The organism is Escherichia sp. MOD1-EC6021, assembly GCF_002965245.1.
GTDB lineage: Bacteria > Pseudomonadota > Gammaproteobacteria > Enterobacterales > Enterobacteriaceae > Escherichia > Escherichia coli_F.
In genome coordinates this window covers 201,347-216,993 of the sequence record NZ_PTRU01000002.1, presented here as the reverse complement: position 1 = coordinate 216,993, position 15,647 = coordinate 201,347, and the positions used below count along the sequence as shown (strand labels likewise).

At 47.8% G+C, this 15,647-nt stretch carries 16 protein-coding genes; 6 read left to right on the top strand and 10 right to left on the bottom strand.

The genetic code is table 11. From position 1 onward, the window contains the following. Window positions 1–102: 102 nt before the first annotated feature. On the top strand, window positions 103–357 hold the full coding sequence (gene yoaF, locus BEB54_RS03280) for a DUF333 domain-containing lipoprotein YoaF (protein ID WP_000691930.1): 255 nt from the start codon (window positions 103–105) through the stop codon (window positions 355–357). A gap of 21 nt (window positions 358–378) precedes the next feature. On the opposite strand, the gene BEB54_RS03275 is transcribed toward yoaF, so the two are convergent. Together BEB54_RS03275 and nimT are read right to left on the bottom strand one after the other, a co-directional pair. Beyond that, complete coding sequence (locus BEB54_RS03275; protein WP_001025381.1) at window positions 379–726, bottom strand: DUF488 domain-containing protein; 348 nt, start codon at window positions 724–726, stop codon at window positions 379–381. A 54-nt stretch (window positions 727–780) separates the two neighbouring features. After that, on the bottom strand, window positions 781–1,962 hold the full coding sequence (gene nimT / locus BEB54_RS03270) for a 2-nitroimidazole transporter (RefSeq protein ID WP_105282130.1): 1,182 nt from the start codon (window positions 1,960–1,962) through the stop codon (window positions 781–783). Between the two features lie 96 nt (window positions 1,963–2,058). Between nimT and nimR the strand changes: the two genes are divergently transcribed. Further along, the gene (gene nimR, locus BEB54_RS03265) at window positions 2,059–2,880 is read left to right on the top strand and encodes a DNA-binding transcriptional regulator NimR (protein ID WP_100733790.1); all 822 of its coding nucleotides are present in this window, start codon (window positions 2,059–2,061) and stop codon (window positions 2,878–2,880) included. On the opposite strand, the gene BEB54_RS03260 is transcribed toward nimR, so the two are convergent. Continuing rightward, window positions 2,837–3,283: a DUF441 domain-containing protein gene (locus BEB54_RS03260; protein ID WP_000460707.1), complete on the bottom strand. Its 447-nt coding sequence runs from the start codon at window positions 3,281–3,283 to the stop codon at window positions 2,837–2,839. The two genes, nimR and BEB54_RS03260, sit on opposite strands and share 44 nt — an antisense overlap. Window positions 3,284–3,451: 168 nt before the next feature. Between BEB54_RS03260 and yoaI the strand changes: the two genes are divergently transcribed. Beyond that, on the top strand, window positions 3,452–3,556 hold the full coding sequence (gene yoaI, locus BEB54_RS03255) for a small membrane protein YoaI (protein ID WP_000999630.1): 105 nt from the start codon (window positions 3,452–3,454) through the stop codon (window positions 3,554–3,556). Here yoaI and yeaK read toward each other — a convergent pair whose 3' ends face one another. The 5 genes from yeaK to yeaG all read right to left on the bottom strand — a co-directional run bounded on the left by yeaK (window position 3,557) and on the right by yeaG (window position 10,726). Further along, window positions 3,557–4,060, bottom strand: a complete 504-nt coding sequence (gene yeaK, locus BEB54_RS03250) for a mischarged aminoacyl-tRNA deacylase (protein WP_000138043.1) — start codon at window positions 4,058–4,060, stop codon at window positions 3,557–3,559. It lies immediately after the preceding gene. Window positions 4,061–4,102: 42 nt separating this feature from the next. Further along, on the bottom strand, window positions 4,103–5,593 hold the full coding sequence (gene dgcJ, locus BEB54_RS03245; RefSeq protein ID WP_105276945.1) for a diguanylate cyclase DgcJ: 1,491 nt from the start codon (window positions 5,591–5,593) through the stop codon (window positions 4,103–4,105). A gap of 180 nt (window positions 5,594–5,773) precedes the next feature. Further along, window positions 5,774–7,249: a sensor domain-containing diguanylate cyclase gene (locus BEB54_RS03240; protein ID WP_105276946.1), complete on the bottom strand. Its 1,476-nt coding sequence runs from the start codon at window positions 7,247–7,249 to the stop codon at window positions 5,774–5,776. Between the two features lie 146 nt (window positions 7,250–7,395). Continuing rightward, a complete protein-coding gene (locus tag BEB54_RS03235) occupies window positions 7,396–8,679 on the bottom strand; it encodes a YeaH/YhbH family protein (protein WP_096307479.1) in 1,284 nt (427 codons plus the stop codon). A 112-nt stretch (window positions 8,680–8,791) separates the two neighbouring features. Beyond that, on the bottom strand, window positions 8,792–10,726 hold the full coding sequence (gene yeaG / locus BEB54_RS03230; RefSeq protein WP_001019882.1) for a protein kinase YeaG: 1,935 nt from the start codon (window positions 10,724–10,726) through the stop codon (window positions 8,792–8,794). A gap of 435 nt (window positions 10,727–11,161) precedes the next feature. Between yeaG and mipA the strand changes: the two genes are divergently transcribed. Together mipA and yeaE are read left to right on the top strand one after the other, a co-directional pair. Continuing rightward, the gene (gene mipA / locus BEB54_RS03225) at window positions 11,162–11,908 is read left to right on the top strand and encodes a scaffolding protein MipA (protein WP_074527090.1); all 747 of its coding nucleotides are present in this window, start codon (window positions 11,162–11,164) and stop codon (window positions 11,906–11,908) included. Window positions 11,909–11,997: 89 nt separating this feature from the next. Next, window positions 11,998–12,852: a methylglyoxal reductase YeaE gene (yeaE, locus tag BEB54_RS03220; protein WP_105276947.1), complete on the top strand. Its 855-nt coding sequence runs from the start codon at window positions 11,998–12,000 to the stop codon at window positions 12,850–12,852. A 50-nt stretch (window positions 12,853–12,902) separates the two neighbouring features. Here yeaE and BEB54_RS03215 read toward each other — a convergent pair whose 3' ends face one another. Together BEB54_RS03215 and gapA are read right to left on the bottom strand one after the other, a co-directional pair. Next, entirely contained in the window at window positions 12,903–13,787 is an 885-nt protein-coding gene (locus BEB54_RS03215; RefSeq protein WP_088541827.1) for a D-hexose-6-phosphate mutarotase, read from the bottom strand. A gap of 83 nt (window positions 13,788–13,870) precedes the next feature. Further along, the gene (gapA, locus tag BEB54_RS03210; RefSeq protein WP_000153502.1) at window positions 13,871–14,866 is read right to left on the bottom strand and encodes a glyceraldehyde-3-phosphate dehydrogenase; all 996 of its coding nucleotides are present in this window, start codon (window positions 14,864–14,866) and stop codon (window positions 13,871–13,873) included. Between the two features lie 341 nt (window positions 14,867–15,207). On the opposite strand from gapA, the gene msrB reads away from it, so the two are divergent. Beyond that, the gene (gene msrB / locus BEB54_RS03205) at window positions 15,208–15,621 is read left to right on the top strand and encodes a peptide-methionine (R)-S-oxide reductase MsrB (RefSeq protein ID WP_001284618.1); all 414 of its coding nucleotides are present in this window, start codon (window positions 15,208–15,210) and stop codon (window positions 15,619–15,621) included. The last annotated feature ends 26 nt before the right edge of the window (window positions 15,622–15,647 follow it).

Genomic DNA, 15,647 nt, shown 5'->3' with positions numbered 1-15,647 from the left:
AACAAGGCGTAATATGATTTGAGTGAATGTAATAAAAATAGTGCTGCAAAACAAAACGATACCGCGATACTCTAAGCTTGGATAAATATGTGAGATCAATAAATGAAAATTATCAGTTTTGTTCTGCCTTGCTTGCTGGTCCTGGCTGGTTGTTCAACCCCTTCTCAGCCAGAAGCACCTAAACCGCCGCAGATTGGTATGGCAAATCCGGCGTCGGTCTATTGCCAGCAGAAGGGCGGGACGCTCATTCCTGTGCAGACAGCGCAAGGGGTCAGCAACAATTGCAAATTACCGGGCGGTGAAACGATTGATGAATGGGCATTGTGGCGACGGGACCATCCGGCTGGTGAAAAATAACCGCCGGATGCTGCACTAAAATCACAAGCTACGTAGCCAGTCTGCCAGCACCAGCGCATGGTTCTGCGTGGTGTTTTTTGCTGAGTAGAGCAGGGTTAGCGGCTGTTTTTTGGCGATGTCTGCCAGCCGCTTTCCTTCTTGCTCGTGTTGCGCCAGTTCTGCAAGATATTGCTCGCGAAAGGTTGCAAAATCGACGACTTCGCCGTGAAAGGCTTTGCGCAGTTCCGTTGACGGCGTGATTTCTTTATCCCACTCATCAAGGGCTAAATCGGTTTTTTTGATACCACGCGGCCAGAGGCGGTCGACCAGTACGCGATAACCATCGCTCTGTTCAGCCGGATCATAAACGCGTTTGCACTGAATATTCATCGTATTTGTTCTCCCTTTCACGCATGATTTGTCACGTCACTATAGCACCGGATATTAGCGAATTTCTTTGTCTCTTCCGGCGCAAAGTCCGAAAATCGCCATCAGTAGTGAAAGTATTGCAACACCCATCAGTGGTACGGACCAGTCACCGTTAGCATCGTGTATTTTACCCATCAGCGGCGGCCCACAGGCTGCCAGCAAATACCCGACGGATTGTGCCATCCCCGAGAGTGCCGCCGCCTGATGCGCAGAACTTGCCCGCAGACCAATGAACGTCAACCCCAGTATCATTGTTGCGCCGGAACCAAAACCGAAAAGCAGAGTCCATGTGATCGCGTGCGCTGGCATAAAGCAGAGCCCAACCGCGCCCACTGCGCACATCAAGGCAACGAACGCTGCAATACCACGCTGATCTTTCACATGATGTAAGAAAAGTGGGATCAGCAAACCGGGAGCTGCTGTGGCTAGTTGCAGCAAACCATGCAGTGAACCCGCCTGTGCTTCGCTATAGCCGTGACTGATGAGGATCGCCGGAAGCCAGCCAATAATCACGTAATAGACGAGTGAGTTGATCCCAAGAAACAATGTTACCTGCCAGGCAAGCGGCGAACGCCAGATACCCCGAGTATGTAAGGCGCGTGAGGTACTCAAATTTGCATGTTGTTGACTTCGCCACTGTGGCAGCCATAAAAAAAAAGCCAGCAGAGGAAAACACATCAGCATGAGCAACGCGCCTTGCCAGCCAAAACCGTTCAAAGCCAGCGGCACGACCATAGCCGATCCCAGTGCCGCCGCAGCTCCCATTGTCAGGGAATATGCGCCGGTAAGTCTGGCGACGGAATGAGGAAAATCGCGTTTAATTAATCCTGGCAGTAAGACATTGCCTAATGCAATCCCACCGCCAATGACCGCTGTACCGCCAAATAATAAGTAAGGCGAAGGGAGAGAGCGAATTGCGATACCTGCACAGATCAAAAGTAACGCGGCAAACAGGCTACGTTCCATACCAAAACGTCGCGCCACCGGGGCGGCAAGAGGTGAGATTAGCGCAAAGGCCAATAATGGCAGGGTGGTTAATAAGCCGGTTTGCGCCGTCGTTAGCGAGTAAGCGGAACGAATCGTATCCAGTAACGGTGCTGCGCCGGTAAAGGTGACGCGTAATGTTGTGGCAATCATCAGAATGCCAGCGATAAGGACAATCCTGTTTTTGCCGCTTAATGAAGTTGAACAGGCCATATGTTTCTCATTGATACAAACGAGGCTGTACCTTACCGTTTTTATTGTTATGTTGAATCAAGTTAAAATGACAAATTATCGCTAAATTCGGACAAAATGATGCACAGGTTGAATCTCAATGGTTATGAACCCGACCGACACCATGAAGCCGCGGTCGCATTTTGTATTCACGCCGGAACGGATGAGTTAACCAGTCCTGTACATCAGCACCGTAAAGGGCAGCTGATACTGGCGCTACATGGTGCAATTACCTGTACGGTGGAAAATGCGTTGTGGATGGTGCCGCCGCAATATGCGGTTTGGATACCGGGAGGGGTGGAACATAGCAATCAAGTGACAGCTAACGCTGAACTCTGTTTTCTGTTTATCGAACCCAGCGCAGTGACAATGCCGACAACCTGTTGCACATTGAAAATATCGCCCTTATGCCGGGAATTAATTTTAACCCTGGCAAACAGGACGACGACTCAGCGTGCTGAGCCGATGACCCGCAGATTAATTCAGGTCCTGTTTGATGAACTGCCTCAGCAGCCACAACAACAGCTGCACCTGCCCGTTTCTTCTCATCCTAAAATCCGCACGATGGTGGAGATGATGGCGAAAGAGCCCGTCGAGTGGGGGTCATTGGGCCAATGGGCTCGCTTTTTCGCGATGAGTGAACGCAATCTTGCCCGGCTGATAGTGAAAGAGACGGGGTTGAGTTTTCGCCAGTGGCGTCAGCAGTTACAGTTGATTATGGCGCTTCAGGGATTAGTAAAAGGCGATACAGTACAGAAAGTTGCACATACGCTGGGGTATGATTCAACAACGGCCTTTATTACTATGTTTAAGAAAGGCCTGGGGCAAACGCCAGGCCGATATATTGCGGGATTAACTACTGTTTCCCCACAATCAGCGAAACCAGACCCGCGGCAATAAGCGGGCCAACCGGTACGCCGCGAAACAGCGCCACGCCCAAAACAGTGCCCACCAGCAGCCCGGCGACCAGTTGCGGCTGGCTGCCCATTAACGTCACGCCGCGCCCACCCAGCCAGGAGACAATAACGCCTACTGCAATTGCCACCAGCGATTTCCAGTTCAGAAACGAGTGAATCAGGGTTGAGGGCGGTAGCGTCCCGCTGGCGATGGGGGCCATAACGCCAATCGTCAGAATGATTATCCCGATACTTAGCCCCTGTTTTTCAATCCACGGGAAAAAGGTGCTTAACGGTGTGACGCGGACAATGATTAACACCAGAATTGAAACGGCGACAGTGGTGTTATGACTGATAAAGCCCAGCGCAGCTAACCCGAGCAGGATCAGCAAAGTGACATCAAACATCGTGGTTTCCTTGCCAAAAAATAATAAGCCTGCTTACTTTACGCTTGCTGCAGGAAGGAAGTAGAAAATCTTTACGTTTTTTGCATAAAAAATCAGGCGAACTGTCATCAAACTGCCATTTGTACACGCTATCAATAACGTGAAAACAGTTATCTCCCGGGGCATACCATGAACGATCAAATGTTTGTCGAGACACTGATTATCACGTCATCGTTTTTTGCCATTGCTGTTGTGCTGGTTTTGTCCGTTCTGCTTATTGAACGGACAGGCTAGTTACGCAGTGCGGCGGAAATTGACCAGTTCTGGTTGCGCAATGCGCAAATAATCCGCGGTTTTCAAAATAACGGATTTATCCAGCATGCCTGCATTGAAGGCGATTTCATCAAATCGTTCGAAGAGTAGGGGATCGGCAACCAGTTTGAGTTTTGGATGGAAGCTGAAAGGGGGGATCGCGCCGAAGACACAGCCTGTGAGTTCATCGACTTCCGCCGGGCTGGCCAACGAAGCGCGTAATCCGCCTATATGGCTGGCGAGTTGGCTCAGATCGGCCTGTTGATCGGCCGCGAGGATCGCCAGAACATGTTGATTTACACCATTGCCTTTGACTTTACATACCAGTGCCTTAGCCCCCTGGCCTAAAGCGGTGCCACGAATTTCTGACACCGCTTCACATTTACCTACCGCTTCATGGGTAACGACGCGGAAGTCAGCACCTTCTTGTGATAATAAAGCGATTAACCGCTGATGCGTCACGCTTCCTTTAGCCATTTCAGTCATTTCATGCTCCTGAGATTACAAGCAAACAACCACAGAAGGTTATCATGAACGGCTGTTTTTGTTCTGCTTATTGACATATAAACGCTCATCGGAAGCTTTATATGCATCATGTAACGTATCGTTTTCTTTCATCGCGTAAATACCGGAAGAGAAGCCGATCTCTTTCTGAGGCGCGATATGTTGCAGACGTTTTTCGATACGTTCAGGCAGTTGTGCTGCAATTTGCGGCGTCGAATCGACAAGAATGATGCAGAATTCATCGCCACCGAGTCGGATGGCATAATCACTTTTACGAATCGACTGTTTAATCGCCTGAGCTAATAACGTAATCGCTAAATCCCCCTCCTGATGACCGAGGGTGTCATTTATTTGCTTTAACTTGTCCATGTCTATTGCAATAAACATCACCGAAGAACCAGATTGCACCAGTTTTTGCAACCGCTGCTCCAGTTCAGGGGTTAATATTTTGCGATTATACAGTCCGGTCATCGCATCACTAATATTTTCTCGCGACACATTTTGGTATAAACGGAAGTGCATCCGCACCATATTCAGCAAAATTAACGCCGTCAAAATCCAGAACAGAACGCTTTTCCACGAAGATGTGATAAAGTAAAGAATATCAATGGATAACGATACACGAATGCCGCCCGGTAAGTCATGGACGTAACTGACATACTGGAACAGATTATCTTCGCTCTGGTTGATGATAATGTCGCGCCCAGAATCTGTATCGGTTAGCGTGACATTGAGAAAACGCCAAAGGAGAGGGCGGTCATGCGTGTAAAAGATATTCCGCAGATTGTTTTTGTTAATATCCAGCAGCACAATTCCTTTTAGCTGCCCTGCAACATACACTGGCGTCAGCAAACTCATCACGTTCTGTTTAGTACGCTGATCCTGGTAAATGCTCGATAATACGGTACGCCCGGTAAATACCTTTTCAATATCTTTGCGATCGATGCCAATACTTCCTGACTGCAGGAAGGACCAGTTATTCATCGCAAAGTACTCAACATTAACCGGCTCATAAAAATAGACATAGCGGTCATTGAGATCGAGATAATAGTGAAATTTCTCTTCGGCCATTCCAAGACCTGAACCATAATCATCCTGGTGGCGGTTGCCTTCCACTGCCTGATCAAAAGCGGGTAATAGTGCCGCAGCTTCTACAATTGTGTCGCAGTCAGTGGATGCGGTTTGTAGTGTACCGTGTAAGTCCGTGTACTTATGGGCAGTCAGGTTTAAGCCATGGGTATTATTGGCAGACTCAAAAGCCTCGCAGATGGTACGCCGCTGTTCTGGCGACACTTCCGACTGCTCTGCAGCGAGAGCGCGCATCACATGCGCGGCAATACTCTGATTCTGATACTTATCATAAAGAAAGGAGGAATCTGCTCTCTGCACGATATAGCGCAGATAGGCACTCATTGCTCTGTCGCTGGCGACAAGTTCAAAAATAAGGAAGGAAGATGTCAGCACAATGACACTTGCGGCGATAAAATGCCGGAGCATTCTATGGTGCAATTTCATGATAAATGGCACTCCTTCGGTTAGTGAAACGAGAAAACCAGATAAAGTTCGATTGCGGCCTGGCACAGGGGCGCTAATTATACTCATCTCTGCGCCGCTGGGGAGGGGAAATTTAGGGGTAATAGTAATAAATTGTATGCAAAAGCCACGCAAAAAGCATGGCTCTGAATATTTTTGCACTTAAATATGATGAATAATCACTTTGTTGCCCCCCTCGCTTTTCGCTTCGCGTAAGGCTTTATCTGCTTCCGTCATGACAAGCGAGATATTACGCGTGTCACCCGTTGAAAAAACCGTGCCAATACTGATGGTCATTTGTTCAGGAACATCATATCTGTTACTAAAACCGGTCAGGAGTTCGACATTTTTACGCATACGTTCCGCAATGATTTTTGCCTGGGCACTATTGAGTTCGGTAAATAGCAAGCCAAACACCTCACCCTCCAGTCGCGCTAAAATATCATCGGGGCGGATGCTTTGCTGGATAATATCGACAATTGAAACCAGCACTTTATCACCCACACGATGTCCCCATTGGGCATTGATGCGCTTGAACTGATTAATATCAACCAGCATGACACAAAAGTCCTTAACAACAGGTCGCGACAATAATGACTCTACGCTGTTGAAAAAGTAGCGCCGATTATAAATATTGGTCAGTACATCATGAACTGCCAGTTTGCTGGAGAGTTGCAGTTCCTGAAAAATGTTATAAATCAGAAAAGACACAACAAACAGTTTACTGGAAACTTCAATCCCGCGACTGATATACCAGATGGTGTAATTATACTCATCCAGAGTCAGTAGAAGTAAGTTGCAGCATAGCGATGCCAGACATAATAATGCTATTAACGGCCATAGTTCGCTGGCTAATCGTGTACGCATGATAATAAAGAACAGTAAAAATGCCCACAAACAAACCAATATTTTTGTATAGTTGATTCCCCAGGTCGCAGTATGGTTGTCCGGACAGTAATCGACGACATACAAAGAATAGTCAGCGTTATAACTGCTCAGATTGTGTGCCAGAAGGGGAAAAACTAAAAAAGGAATCAGCGCCAGCAACAGAATGCCAGTTTTTTTCTTATTGTTGTCAAGGATGTTGTCTTTCCCATAACAAAAGAGCGCCAGCGAGGTTAAACAAATGAAACTGAGTTGGCGGAAAATATAGAAAATAGAAACATCATTCGACTTTGTCTGGATCAGTGTACTGCCGTTGATTGGTTTATGGATAATTACAATGGTTTCAACTAAATAGATAAGGCCACTTAAAAATGCAAGGCTTAAAATGAGTGTTGGTAAAATTTGTTTGTTAGTGAAATACTTCATTAACATGAAAAGAAAAATGACGGCGTTAAGGAAAAACAAAGCCACAACAACCATCAGGTAATTCATCTGTGGGATGAGTTTTACATTCGTGTTTTCGTTATATAAGGTAGTAATGCAAAATAAAATTAACGTCAGCAATAAGCTGAAAATAAAAAAGCCTTGAGCTTTTAATTTTTGTGTACCCATAGAAGCCATAAAAAGGAGAGCAATGTGAGTGCTGGATTTTATTGATGGCAGAGATATATGGTTTTGACCAGGATCAATTTTCGTTGACGATAAAAAATAATTAAAGAATAACCCCAGGGAAATACGTGTTGACCGAATCATTTTTCCGAATGATTGTTTTCTGAAACTAAATTGTGTAAAGGTTATGCTGTCATATTTAAAGCGATTGTAAGCTAATGTATGTAATAAATGAGATAATTTACAGTGAGCTAAAAATCAGCCAGGCGATAATGACCCGGCTGACAGTTTTAGTCTTTAGCTGTTGCATTTTGTTTATGAAACAGTTCACGGAACACCGGATAAATATCATCCTGGTCGCGGATATGCTGCATCGCAAAATTGTCGAAAGTAGATTGCAGATGTTCATATTCTCGCCACAGTGTCTGATGAGCGCGACGGGTAATTTCGATATAGCTGTAATAACGAACAACGGGCAATAATTTTTTCGCCAGGATTTCATGGCAAAGTGGAGAGTCATCGGCCCAGTTATCGCCGTCCGATGCTTGTGCCGCGTAAATATTCCATTGCGTCGGGTTATAACGCTCTTTCACCACCTCATCCATCAGTTTCAGGGCGCTGGAAACAATGGTACCGCCAGTTTCCTGTGAGTAGAAAAACTCATGTTCATCGACTTCTTTCGCCTGGGTATGGTGCCGGATGTAAACGACTTCCACGTTCTTGTACGTTCTGCTAAGGAACAGATACAGCAGAATATAAAAACGCTTAGCCATATCTTTAGTGGACTGATCCATTGAACCCGAAACGTCCATCAGGCAAAACATCACTGCCTGGCTGGAGGGATCGGGTCGTTTTTCGTAGTTCTTGTAACGTAAATCGAAGGTGTCAATAAAAGGGACGCGTTCAATTTTGGCACGTAATTCTGCAATTTCTTTGCGCAGACGTTCCTCTTCCAGTAGTTGCGCAGGCTCACTGTTGCTGATGATGGCCAAATTCTCTTCCAGCGCATGAAGTTCCCGCCGCTTGCCCGCCGTCATGGCTGTGCGTCGCGCCAGTGAGTTCTGCAATGAACGCACAACGCTGATATTGGCAGGAACGCCGTTAGCGGTATAACCCGCCCGATGCGTTTTATATTCGGTCAGCTGGCGTTGTTGGTTTTGTTTCAGATTCGGTAAGGCCAAATCTTCAAAGAGCAGATCAAGATACTCATCTTTCGAAATCTGAAAGACAAATTCATCCTGACCTTCACCATCCTGGCTGGCCTGGCCCTGACCACTGCCGGAACCTCCGCCACCACCCTGGGGACGTTCAATTCGGTCGTTCTGGACGAAATGGTCATTGCCCGGATGTACGCGGTGGCGCAGGCCACCACGCCCCTGATGAAACATCGGTTCGCTAATATCTTCCGTGGGAATGGATACGGACTCGCCGCTGTCGACGTCAGTCACCGAACGCTTATTAATGGCCTCGGAGATCGACTGTTTAATTTGCGCTTTATAACGGCGTAAAAAACGCTGGCGATTCACCATGCTTTTGTTTTTGCCGTTCAGACGCCGGTCAATAAACCAGGTCATATGCCCCCCGTACTACATTTGCCAACTGTTTGCTACGCCTGTGTTGCCGCTTCTCTGGCCCACGGTTCGCTGTCGTTGTAGGCCCGGTAGCATGCGTACCGGGCCATGGTTGTTAAGACGATTTACGTACGCGCAAATACCATTCGCACAGTAAACGCACCTGTTTACGGGTGTAGCCTTTTTCCATCATACGGTCGACAAAATCGTCGTGTTTCTTCTGCTCGTCGGTTGACGTTTTGGCGTTAAACGAAATAACCGGCAACAGCTCCTCGGTATTAGAGAACATTTTCTTCTCAATAACCGTGCGCAGTTTTTCATAGCTGGTCCAGTTCGGATTGCGTCCGCTGTTATTCGCTCTGGCGCGCAGTACGAAGTTGACAATCTCGTTGCGGAAATCTTTTGGATTACTGATCCCCGCCGGTTTCTCAATTTTCTCCAGCTCAGCGTTGAGAGATTCGCGGTCAAATAGCTGCCCGGTATCCGGGTCGCGATACTCCTGATCCTGAATCCAGAAATCCGCGTAGGTAACATAACGGTCGAAAATGTTTTGCCCATATTCTGAATAGGATTCAAGGTAGGCCGTCTGGATCTCTTTGCCGATAAACTCGGCATATTTCGGGATCAGATAACCTTTCAGGAACTCCAGATAGCGTTCTGCCTGCTCTTGCGGGAACTGCTCGCGCTCGATCTGCTGTTCCAGGACGTAGAACAGATGGACCGGGTTTGCCGCCACTTCTACATGATCGAAGTTGAACACGCGAGAGAGGATCTTAAACGCAAAACGCGTGGACAGACCGTTCATCCCTTCATCAACGCCTGCGTAGTCACGATATTCCTGATACGACTTGGCTTTCGGATCGGTGTCTTTCAGACTTTCGCCATCATAAACCCGCATCTTCGAATAAATGCTGGAGTTTTCCGGCTCTTTCAGACGCGAAAGAATGGAAAAACGAGACAGCGTTTCCAGCGTGCCAGGTGCGCAGGGGGCGTGAGTCAGTTCACTGTGATTAAGCAATTTCTCGTAGATTTTGATCTCTTCGGAAATACGCAAGCAATATGGCACCTTCACGATATAAACACGATCGAGGAAGGCTTCGTTGTTCTTGTTATTACGGAAAGTGACCCATTCGGATTCGTTCGAATGGGCGAGAATAATCCCGTTAAACGGCAAGGCGGAGATACCTTCCGTCCCGTTGTAGTTACCTTCCTGAGTGGCGGTTAACAGGGGATGCAGCACTTTAATCGGTGCTTTAAACATCTCGACAAACTCCATGATCCCCTGGTTGGCGCGGCACAGTGCACCGGAATAGCCGTAGGCGTCCGGGTCATTCTGCGCGTAGTGTTCGAGTTTACGAATATCGACTTTCCCAACCAGCGCGGAGATGTCCTGGTTGTTCTCATCACCGGGTTCCGTTTTGGCGATAGCAATTTGTTGCAGAATTGACGGCCAGACCTTCACTACCCGGAACTTAGTGATATCGCCACCAAATTCATGCAGGCGTTTTGCCGCCCACGGCGACATGATGGTGCCGAGATAACGGCGAGGAATGCCATACTCTTTTTCCAGAATCTGCGCATCTTCCTGCGGATTGAAAAGACAGAACGGATGATCGTTGACCGGGCTCCGCTCACCGTTAGCGCTTAATACATAGATCGGCACGAGCTGCATTAATGATTTCAGTCGCTCAGCAAGCGATGATTTACCCCCACCCACAGGCCCCAGCAGATACAGGATTTGTTTCTTCTCCTCCAGCCCCTGAGCCGCGTGTTTCAGATAAGAGACAATCTGTTCAATCGCGTCTTCCATGCCGTAAAACTCTTCAAAGGCCGGGTAACGTGCAATGACCCGGTTAGAAAAGAGTCGAGAAAGTCTGGGTTCCTGGGCTGTATCGACCATGACAGGCTCACCGATAGCCATCAATAGCCGCTCAGCCGCGTTGGCATAAGCACTGCGATCTTGCCGACAAGTGGTAAGAAACTCCTGCAGTGTGAACTCTTCGTCCTTGGCAGCTTCATATCGCTGGCGATAGTGATCGAATATATTCATGGTATGCCGTCCTTTCGTTTTTTAGCACAGGTTAAGAGCCGTTCATATGAATAGTAGAGGCTCCCGGAAGAGGTAAACTGAACGACGTCTCTTGCTAAAACACAGCAACTCTCATGCCATTTTAACGACGATGAGAACAACGTGCCCGGTGATACACCTTCAAAATTAAGCGTAGATGGCAAATGGAAAACTTGCCTGCACGGCTTTCTTAATTTCAATGGCATATCAACAACTCATCCATAAAATTTGCATAATTAATGTAAAGACCAGGGTCGCCAGTAACGCATAATTCATTTGGCTGTAAGCGTGGTGTCATCTGCGTCAGGAAAATTAAACAGTTACTTTAAAAAATGAAAACGTAAAAAGGTTGGGTTTCGATGTATTGACGGGTAAACTTTGTCGCCCGCTAAACATTTGTTTAAGGAATGATTAATTGTGACCAAACTCAAACTTCTGGCACTTGGAGTGCTTATCGCAACGTCTGCAGGCGTAGCGCACGCTGAAGGTAAATTTTCCCTGGGCGCAGGCGTAGGTGTCGTTGAACACCCATATAAAGATTACGATACCGATGTTTACCCAGTACCGGTAATCAACTATGAAGGCGATAACTTCTGGTTCCGTGGCTTAGGTGGTGGTTACTACCTGTGGAATGACGCAACGGATAAACTTTCAATTACCGCTTACTGGTCGCCGCTTTACTTCAAAGCTAAAGACAGTGGCGATCACCAAATGCGTCACCTGGATGACCGTAAGAGCACCATGATGGCTGGTCTGTCTTATGCTCACTTTACCCAGTACGGTTACCTGCGTACCACCCTGGCTGGCGATACCCTGGATAACAGCAACGGCATCGTCTGGGATATGGCCTGGTTGTATCGTTACACCAACGGTGGCCTGACCGTGACTCCGGGTATTGGTGTGCAGTGGAACAGCGAAAACCAGAACGAATACTATTATGGCGTATCGCGCAAAGAGTCCACTCGCAGCGGTCTGCGTGGCTATAACCCGAACGACAGCTGGAGCCCTTACCTGGAGCTGAGTGCCAGCTACAACTTCCTCGGTGACTGGAGTGTTTACGGTACCGCGCGCTACACCCGTCTGTCTGATGAAGTTACTGACAGCCCAATGGTGGATAAATCCTGGACTGGCCTGATTTCTACCGGGATCACCTACAAATTCTGATAATGCATCTTTCCAGGGCATTTTGTGCATAAAAACAGGGCGTAACGCCCTGTTTTGCATTACGGTGGTGCAATACCTGGGAGGAAACAATGCAACAAAAAATGATTCAATTTAGTGGCGATGTCTTACTGCCAGCCATAGGGCAGGGTACATGGTATATGGGCGAAGATGCCAGTCAGCGCAAAACAGAAGTTGCTGCACTACGCGCGGGCATTGAACTCGGTTTAACCCTCATTGATACCGCCGAAATGTATGCCGATGGCGGTGCCGAAAAAGTGGTTGGGGAAGCATTAATCGGTCTGCGTGAGAACGTCTTTCTCGTCTCTAAAGTCTATCCGTGGAATGCTGGCGGGCAAAAAGCGATAAATGCATGCGAAGCCAGTTTACGCCGTCTCAATACTGATTATCTCGATCTCTACTTATTACACTGGTCTGGCAGTTTCGCTCTCGAAGAGACTGTCGCAGCGATGGAAAAATTGATCGCCCAGGGAAAAATCCGCCGCTGGGGCGTTTCTAACCTTGATTATGCCGATATGCAGGAACTCTGGCAGCTGCCGGGGGGAAATCAGTGTGCCACTAATCAGGTGCTTTACCATCTCGGTTCACGAGGGATTGAGTACGATCTACTTCCCTGGTGCCAGAAACAGCAGATGCCGGTGATGGCTTACAGTCCATTAGCCCAGGCCGGGCGGTTGCGCAATGGACTGTTAAAAAATGCGGTAGTCAACGAAATTGCACATGCTCACAATATCAGTGCGGCACAAGTATTGTTGGCGTGGGTAATCAGCCATCAGGGTGTGATGGCGATTCCAAAAGCGGCAACTGTCGCACATGTCCAACAAAATGCGGATGTGCTTGAGGTTGAACTTTCGTCAGCGGAATTAGTTATGCTGGATAAAGCGTATCCGGCACCAAAAGGAAAAACTGCGTTGGATATGGTGTGATGTTGATACGTGCCGGATGCATCGCACCCGGCACACAATATTAACGCAAATTAACGTTTCGCAACGCGAATGGATTGCGCCAGATGTGCAGGTTTCTCTTTGGTGACTTTTTGCGTTTCTGAAGCGTATGCCGTTTCTACACAAACAAAGGTCTTGTAGCCATCATCCGGCATATCGCCCATGCTAACTGAAAGCGCCGGTCCTGGGTTCCAGCCTACAACGTTCAGATGATGCTGGTGGCCTACGGCGATAATACGATTCAGCGCTTCGTCATTAATTACGCTGCAATCTTGCGGATTCAGATACACGCGATCGGTACGGTCAGGGAAGGTCTGAATACCGTCGGTCAGTACATCTTCTTTCGCGTCATTTACTTTATCAATGAAGCGATCGCCTAGTCCACTGACGCTTACCTTAGCGATATCACCCACGTTAAAGTAGGTATGCAGAGCAGAGGTAGTTTCAAATTCGCCGTGTGCTTCAAGATCGATTTCACAGGTTTTACCCACGTGGAAATGCGCTAACAGCGTAAAGTCGTGCGGCCAGAATTTTTTCGTCTCTTCGCTTTGTGTCAATTCAAAAGTCAGCGCTACACCATCAGCATCTTCACGATGTGATTTCAGCGTCCACGGCAGGTTGCGGGCAAAACCGTGCGCAGGCAGACCTTGTTGTGCAGCCGGACCAAACCACGGCCAGCAAACCGGTATGCCACCGCGAATGGCGACGCCATTTTTGAACGGTGTGTTGTTACTCAACCACAGAACTTCTTCTGCACCCGCAGGTTTCCACGAGAGAAGGTGTGCGCCCTGTAATGCAAAAGAGGCTTTTACCTGGGGATGATCGACCACAATGAGGTCCAGTTCATCCAGTTTACGACGGGAGAGGACAGGGGAGATTTGTTCGATGACCGGAAGGGCAAAAATTTTCTTAATCATGACGCAGTCCTTTAACTTCATTTTATCAGGTAAAAAAAAGAGCGACCGAAGTCGCTCTTTTTAGATCACAGAGTCATCTCAACTTATTTGGAGATGTGAGCGATCAGGTCCAGAACTTTGTTGGAGTAACCGGTTTCGTTGTCGTACCAGGATACCAGTTTCACGAAGTTGTCGTTCAGAGCGATACCCGCTTTAGCATCGAACACGGAAGTGCAAACTTCGCCGTTGAAATCGGTAGATACTACGTCATCTTCGGTGTAGCCCAGAACGCCTTTCATTTCGCCTTCAGCAGCAGCTTTAACGGCAGCTTTGATCTGCTCGTAAGTTGCAGCTTTTTCCAGACGAACGGTCAGGTCAACTACGGATACGTTCGGGGTCGGAACGCGGAACGCCATACCAGTCAGTTTGCCATTCAGTTCTGGCAGTACTTTACCTACAGCTTTAGCAGCACCGGTAGAGGACGGGATGATGTTCTGGGAAGCACCACGGCCGCCGCGCCAGTCTTTGTGAGACGGGCCGTCAACGGTTTTCTGAGTAGCGGTAGTAGCGTGAACGGTGGTCATCAGACCTTCGATGATGCCGAAGTTATCGTTGATAACTTTAGCCAGCGGAGCCAGGCAGTTGGTGGTGCAGGAAGCGTTAGAAACGATGTCCTGACCAGCATATTTGTCGAAGTTAGCGCCTTTAACGAACATCGGAGTGTTGTCTTTAGACGGACCAGTCATAACCACTTTTTTCGCACCAGCGGTGATGTGTTTACGAGCAGTTTCGTCAGTCAGGAACAGACCAGTTGCTTCAGCGACAACGTCAACACCAACTTCGTCCCATTTCAGGTTAGCCGGATCACGTTCAGCGGTAACACGGATTTTTTTACCGTTAACGATCAGATGACCGTCTTTCACTTCAACGGTACCGTCGAAACGGCCGTGAGTGGAGTCATATTTCAGCATGTATGCCATGTAATCAGCGTCTAACAGGTCGTTGATTGCAACGATCTCGATGTCAGAACGTTTCTGAGCAGCACGGAAAACAATGCGACCGATACGGCCAAAACCGTTGATACCTACTTTGATAGTCATATATTCCACCAGCTATTTGTTAGTGAATAAAAGGTTGCCTGTAAAATTACAAAAACCTTACGCAGCGTCAAGCGGAATCGTGTCAATCATTGCGACAAATCAATCCTGTGCCTAAGCATTATGCGACTGACTCGCCTCACTCTTCCTTTGGGCTTGAGACCACATGGGGTCGGCGCCCCGAATTTTAAAGGGCAATTACGATAAAAATGTGATTTTCATCACGATTTAGGTGCAGCCATTTCGTCGAGATCAAGTTTAGGACAAAATTTTGCCAGTTGGTGTTAATGTTTTGTTAGAATCAGTCACGTAATGTGAGTACGATTAAAGTGAGATGTGAGCAAATGGCTAATAAACCTTCGGCAGAAGAACTGAAAAAAAATTTGTCCGAGATGCAGTTCTACGTGACGCAGAATCATGGGACAGAGCCGCCATTTACGGGTCGTTTACTGCATAACAAGCGTGACGGCGTATATCACTGTTTGATCTGCGATGCCCCGCTGTTTCATTCCCAAACCAAGTATGATTCCGGCTGTGGTTGGCCCAGTTTCTACGAACCGGTGAGTGAAGAATCCATTCGTTATATCAAAGACTTGTCACATGGAATGCAGCGCATAGAAATTCGTTGCGGTAACTGTGATGCCCATCTGGGGCATGTCTTCCCCGACGGGCCGCAGCCAACGGGTGAACGTTATTGTGTTAACTCAGCCTCTTTACGCTTTACCGATGGCGAAAACGGCGAAGAAATCAACGGTTGAAAAAACGATTCAGCAACTTATTCCAC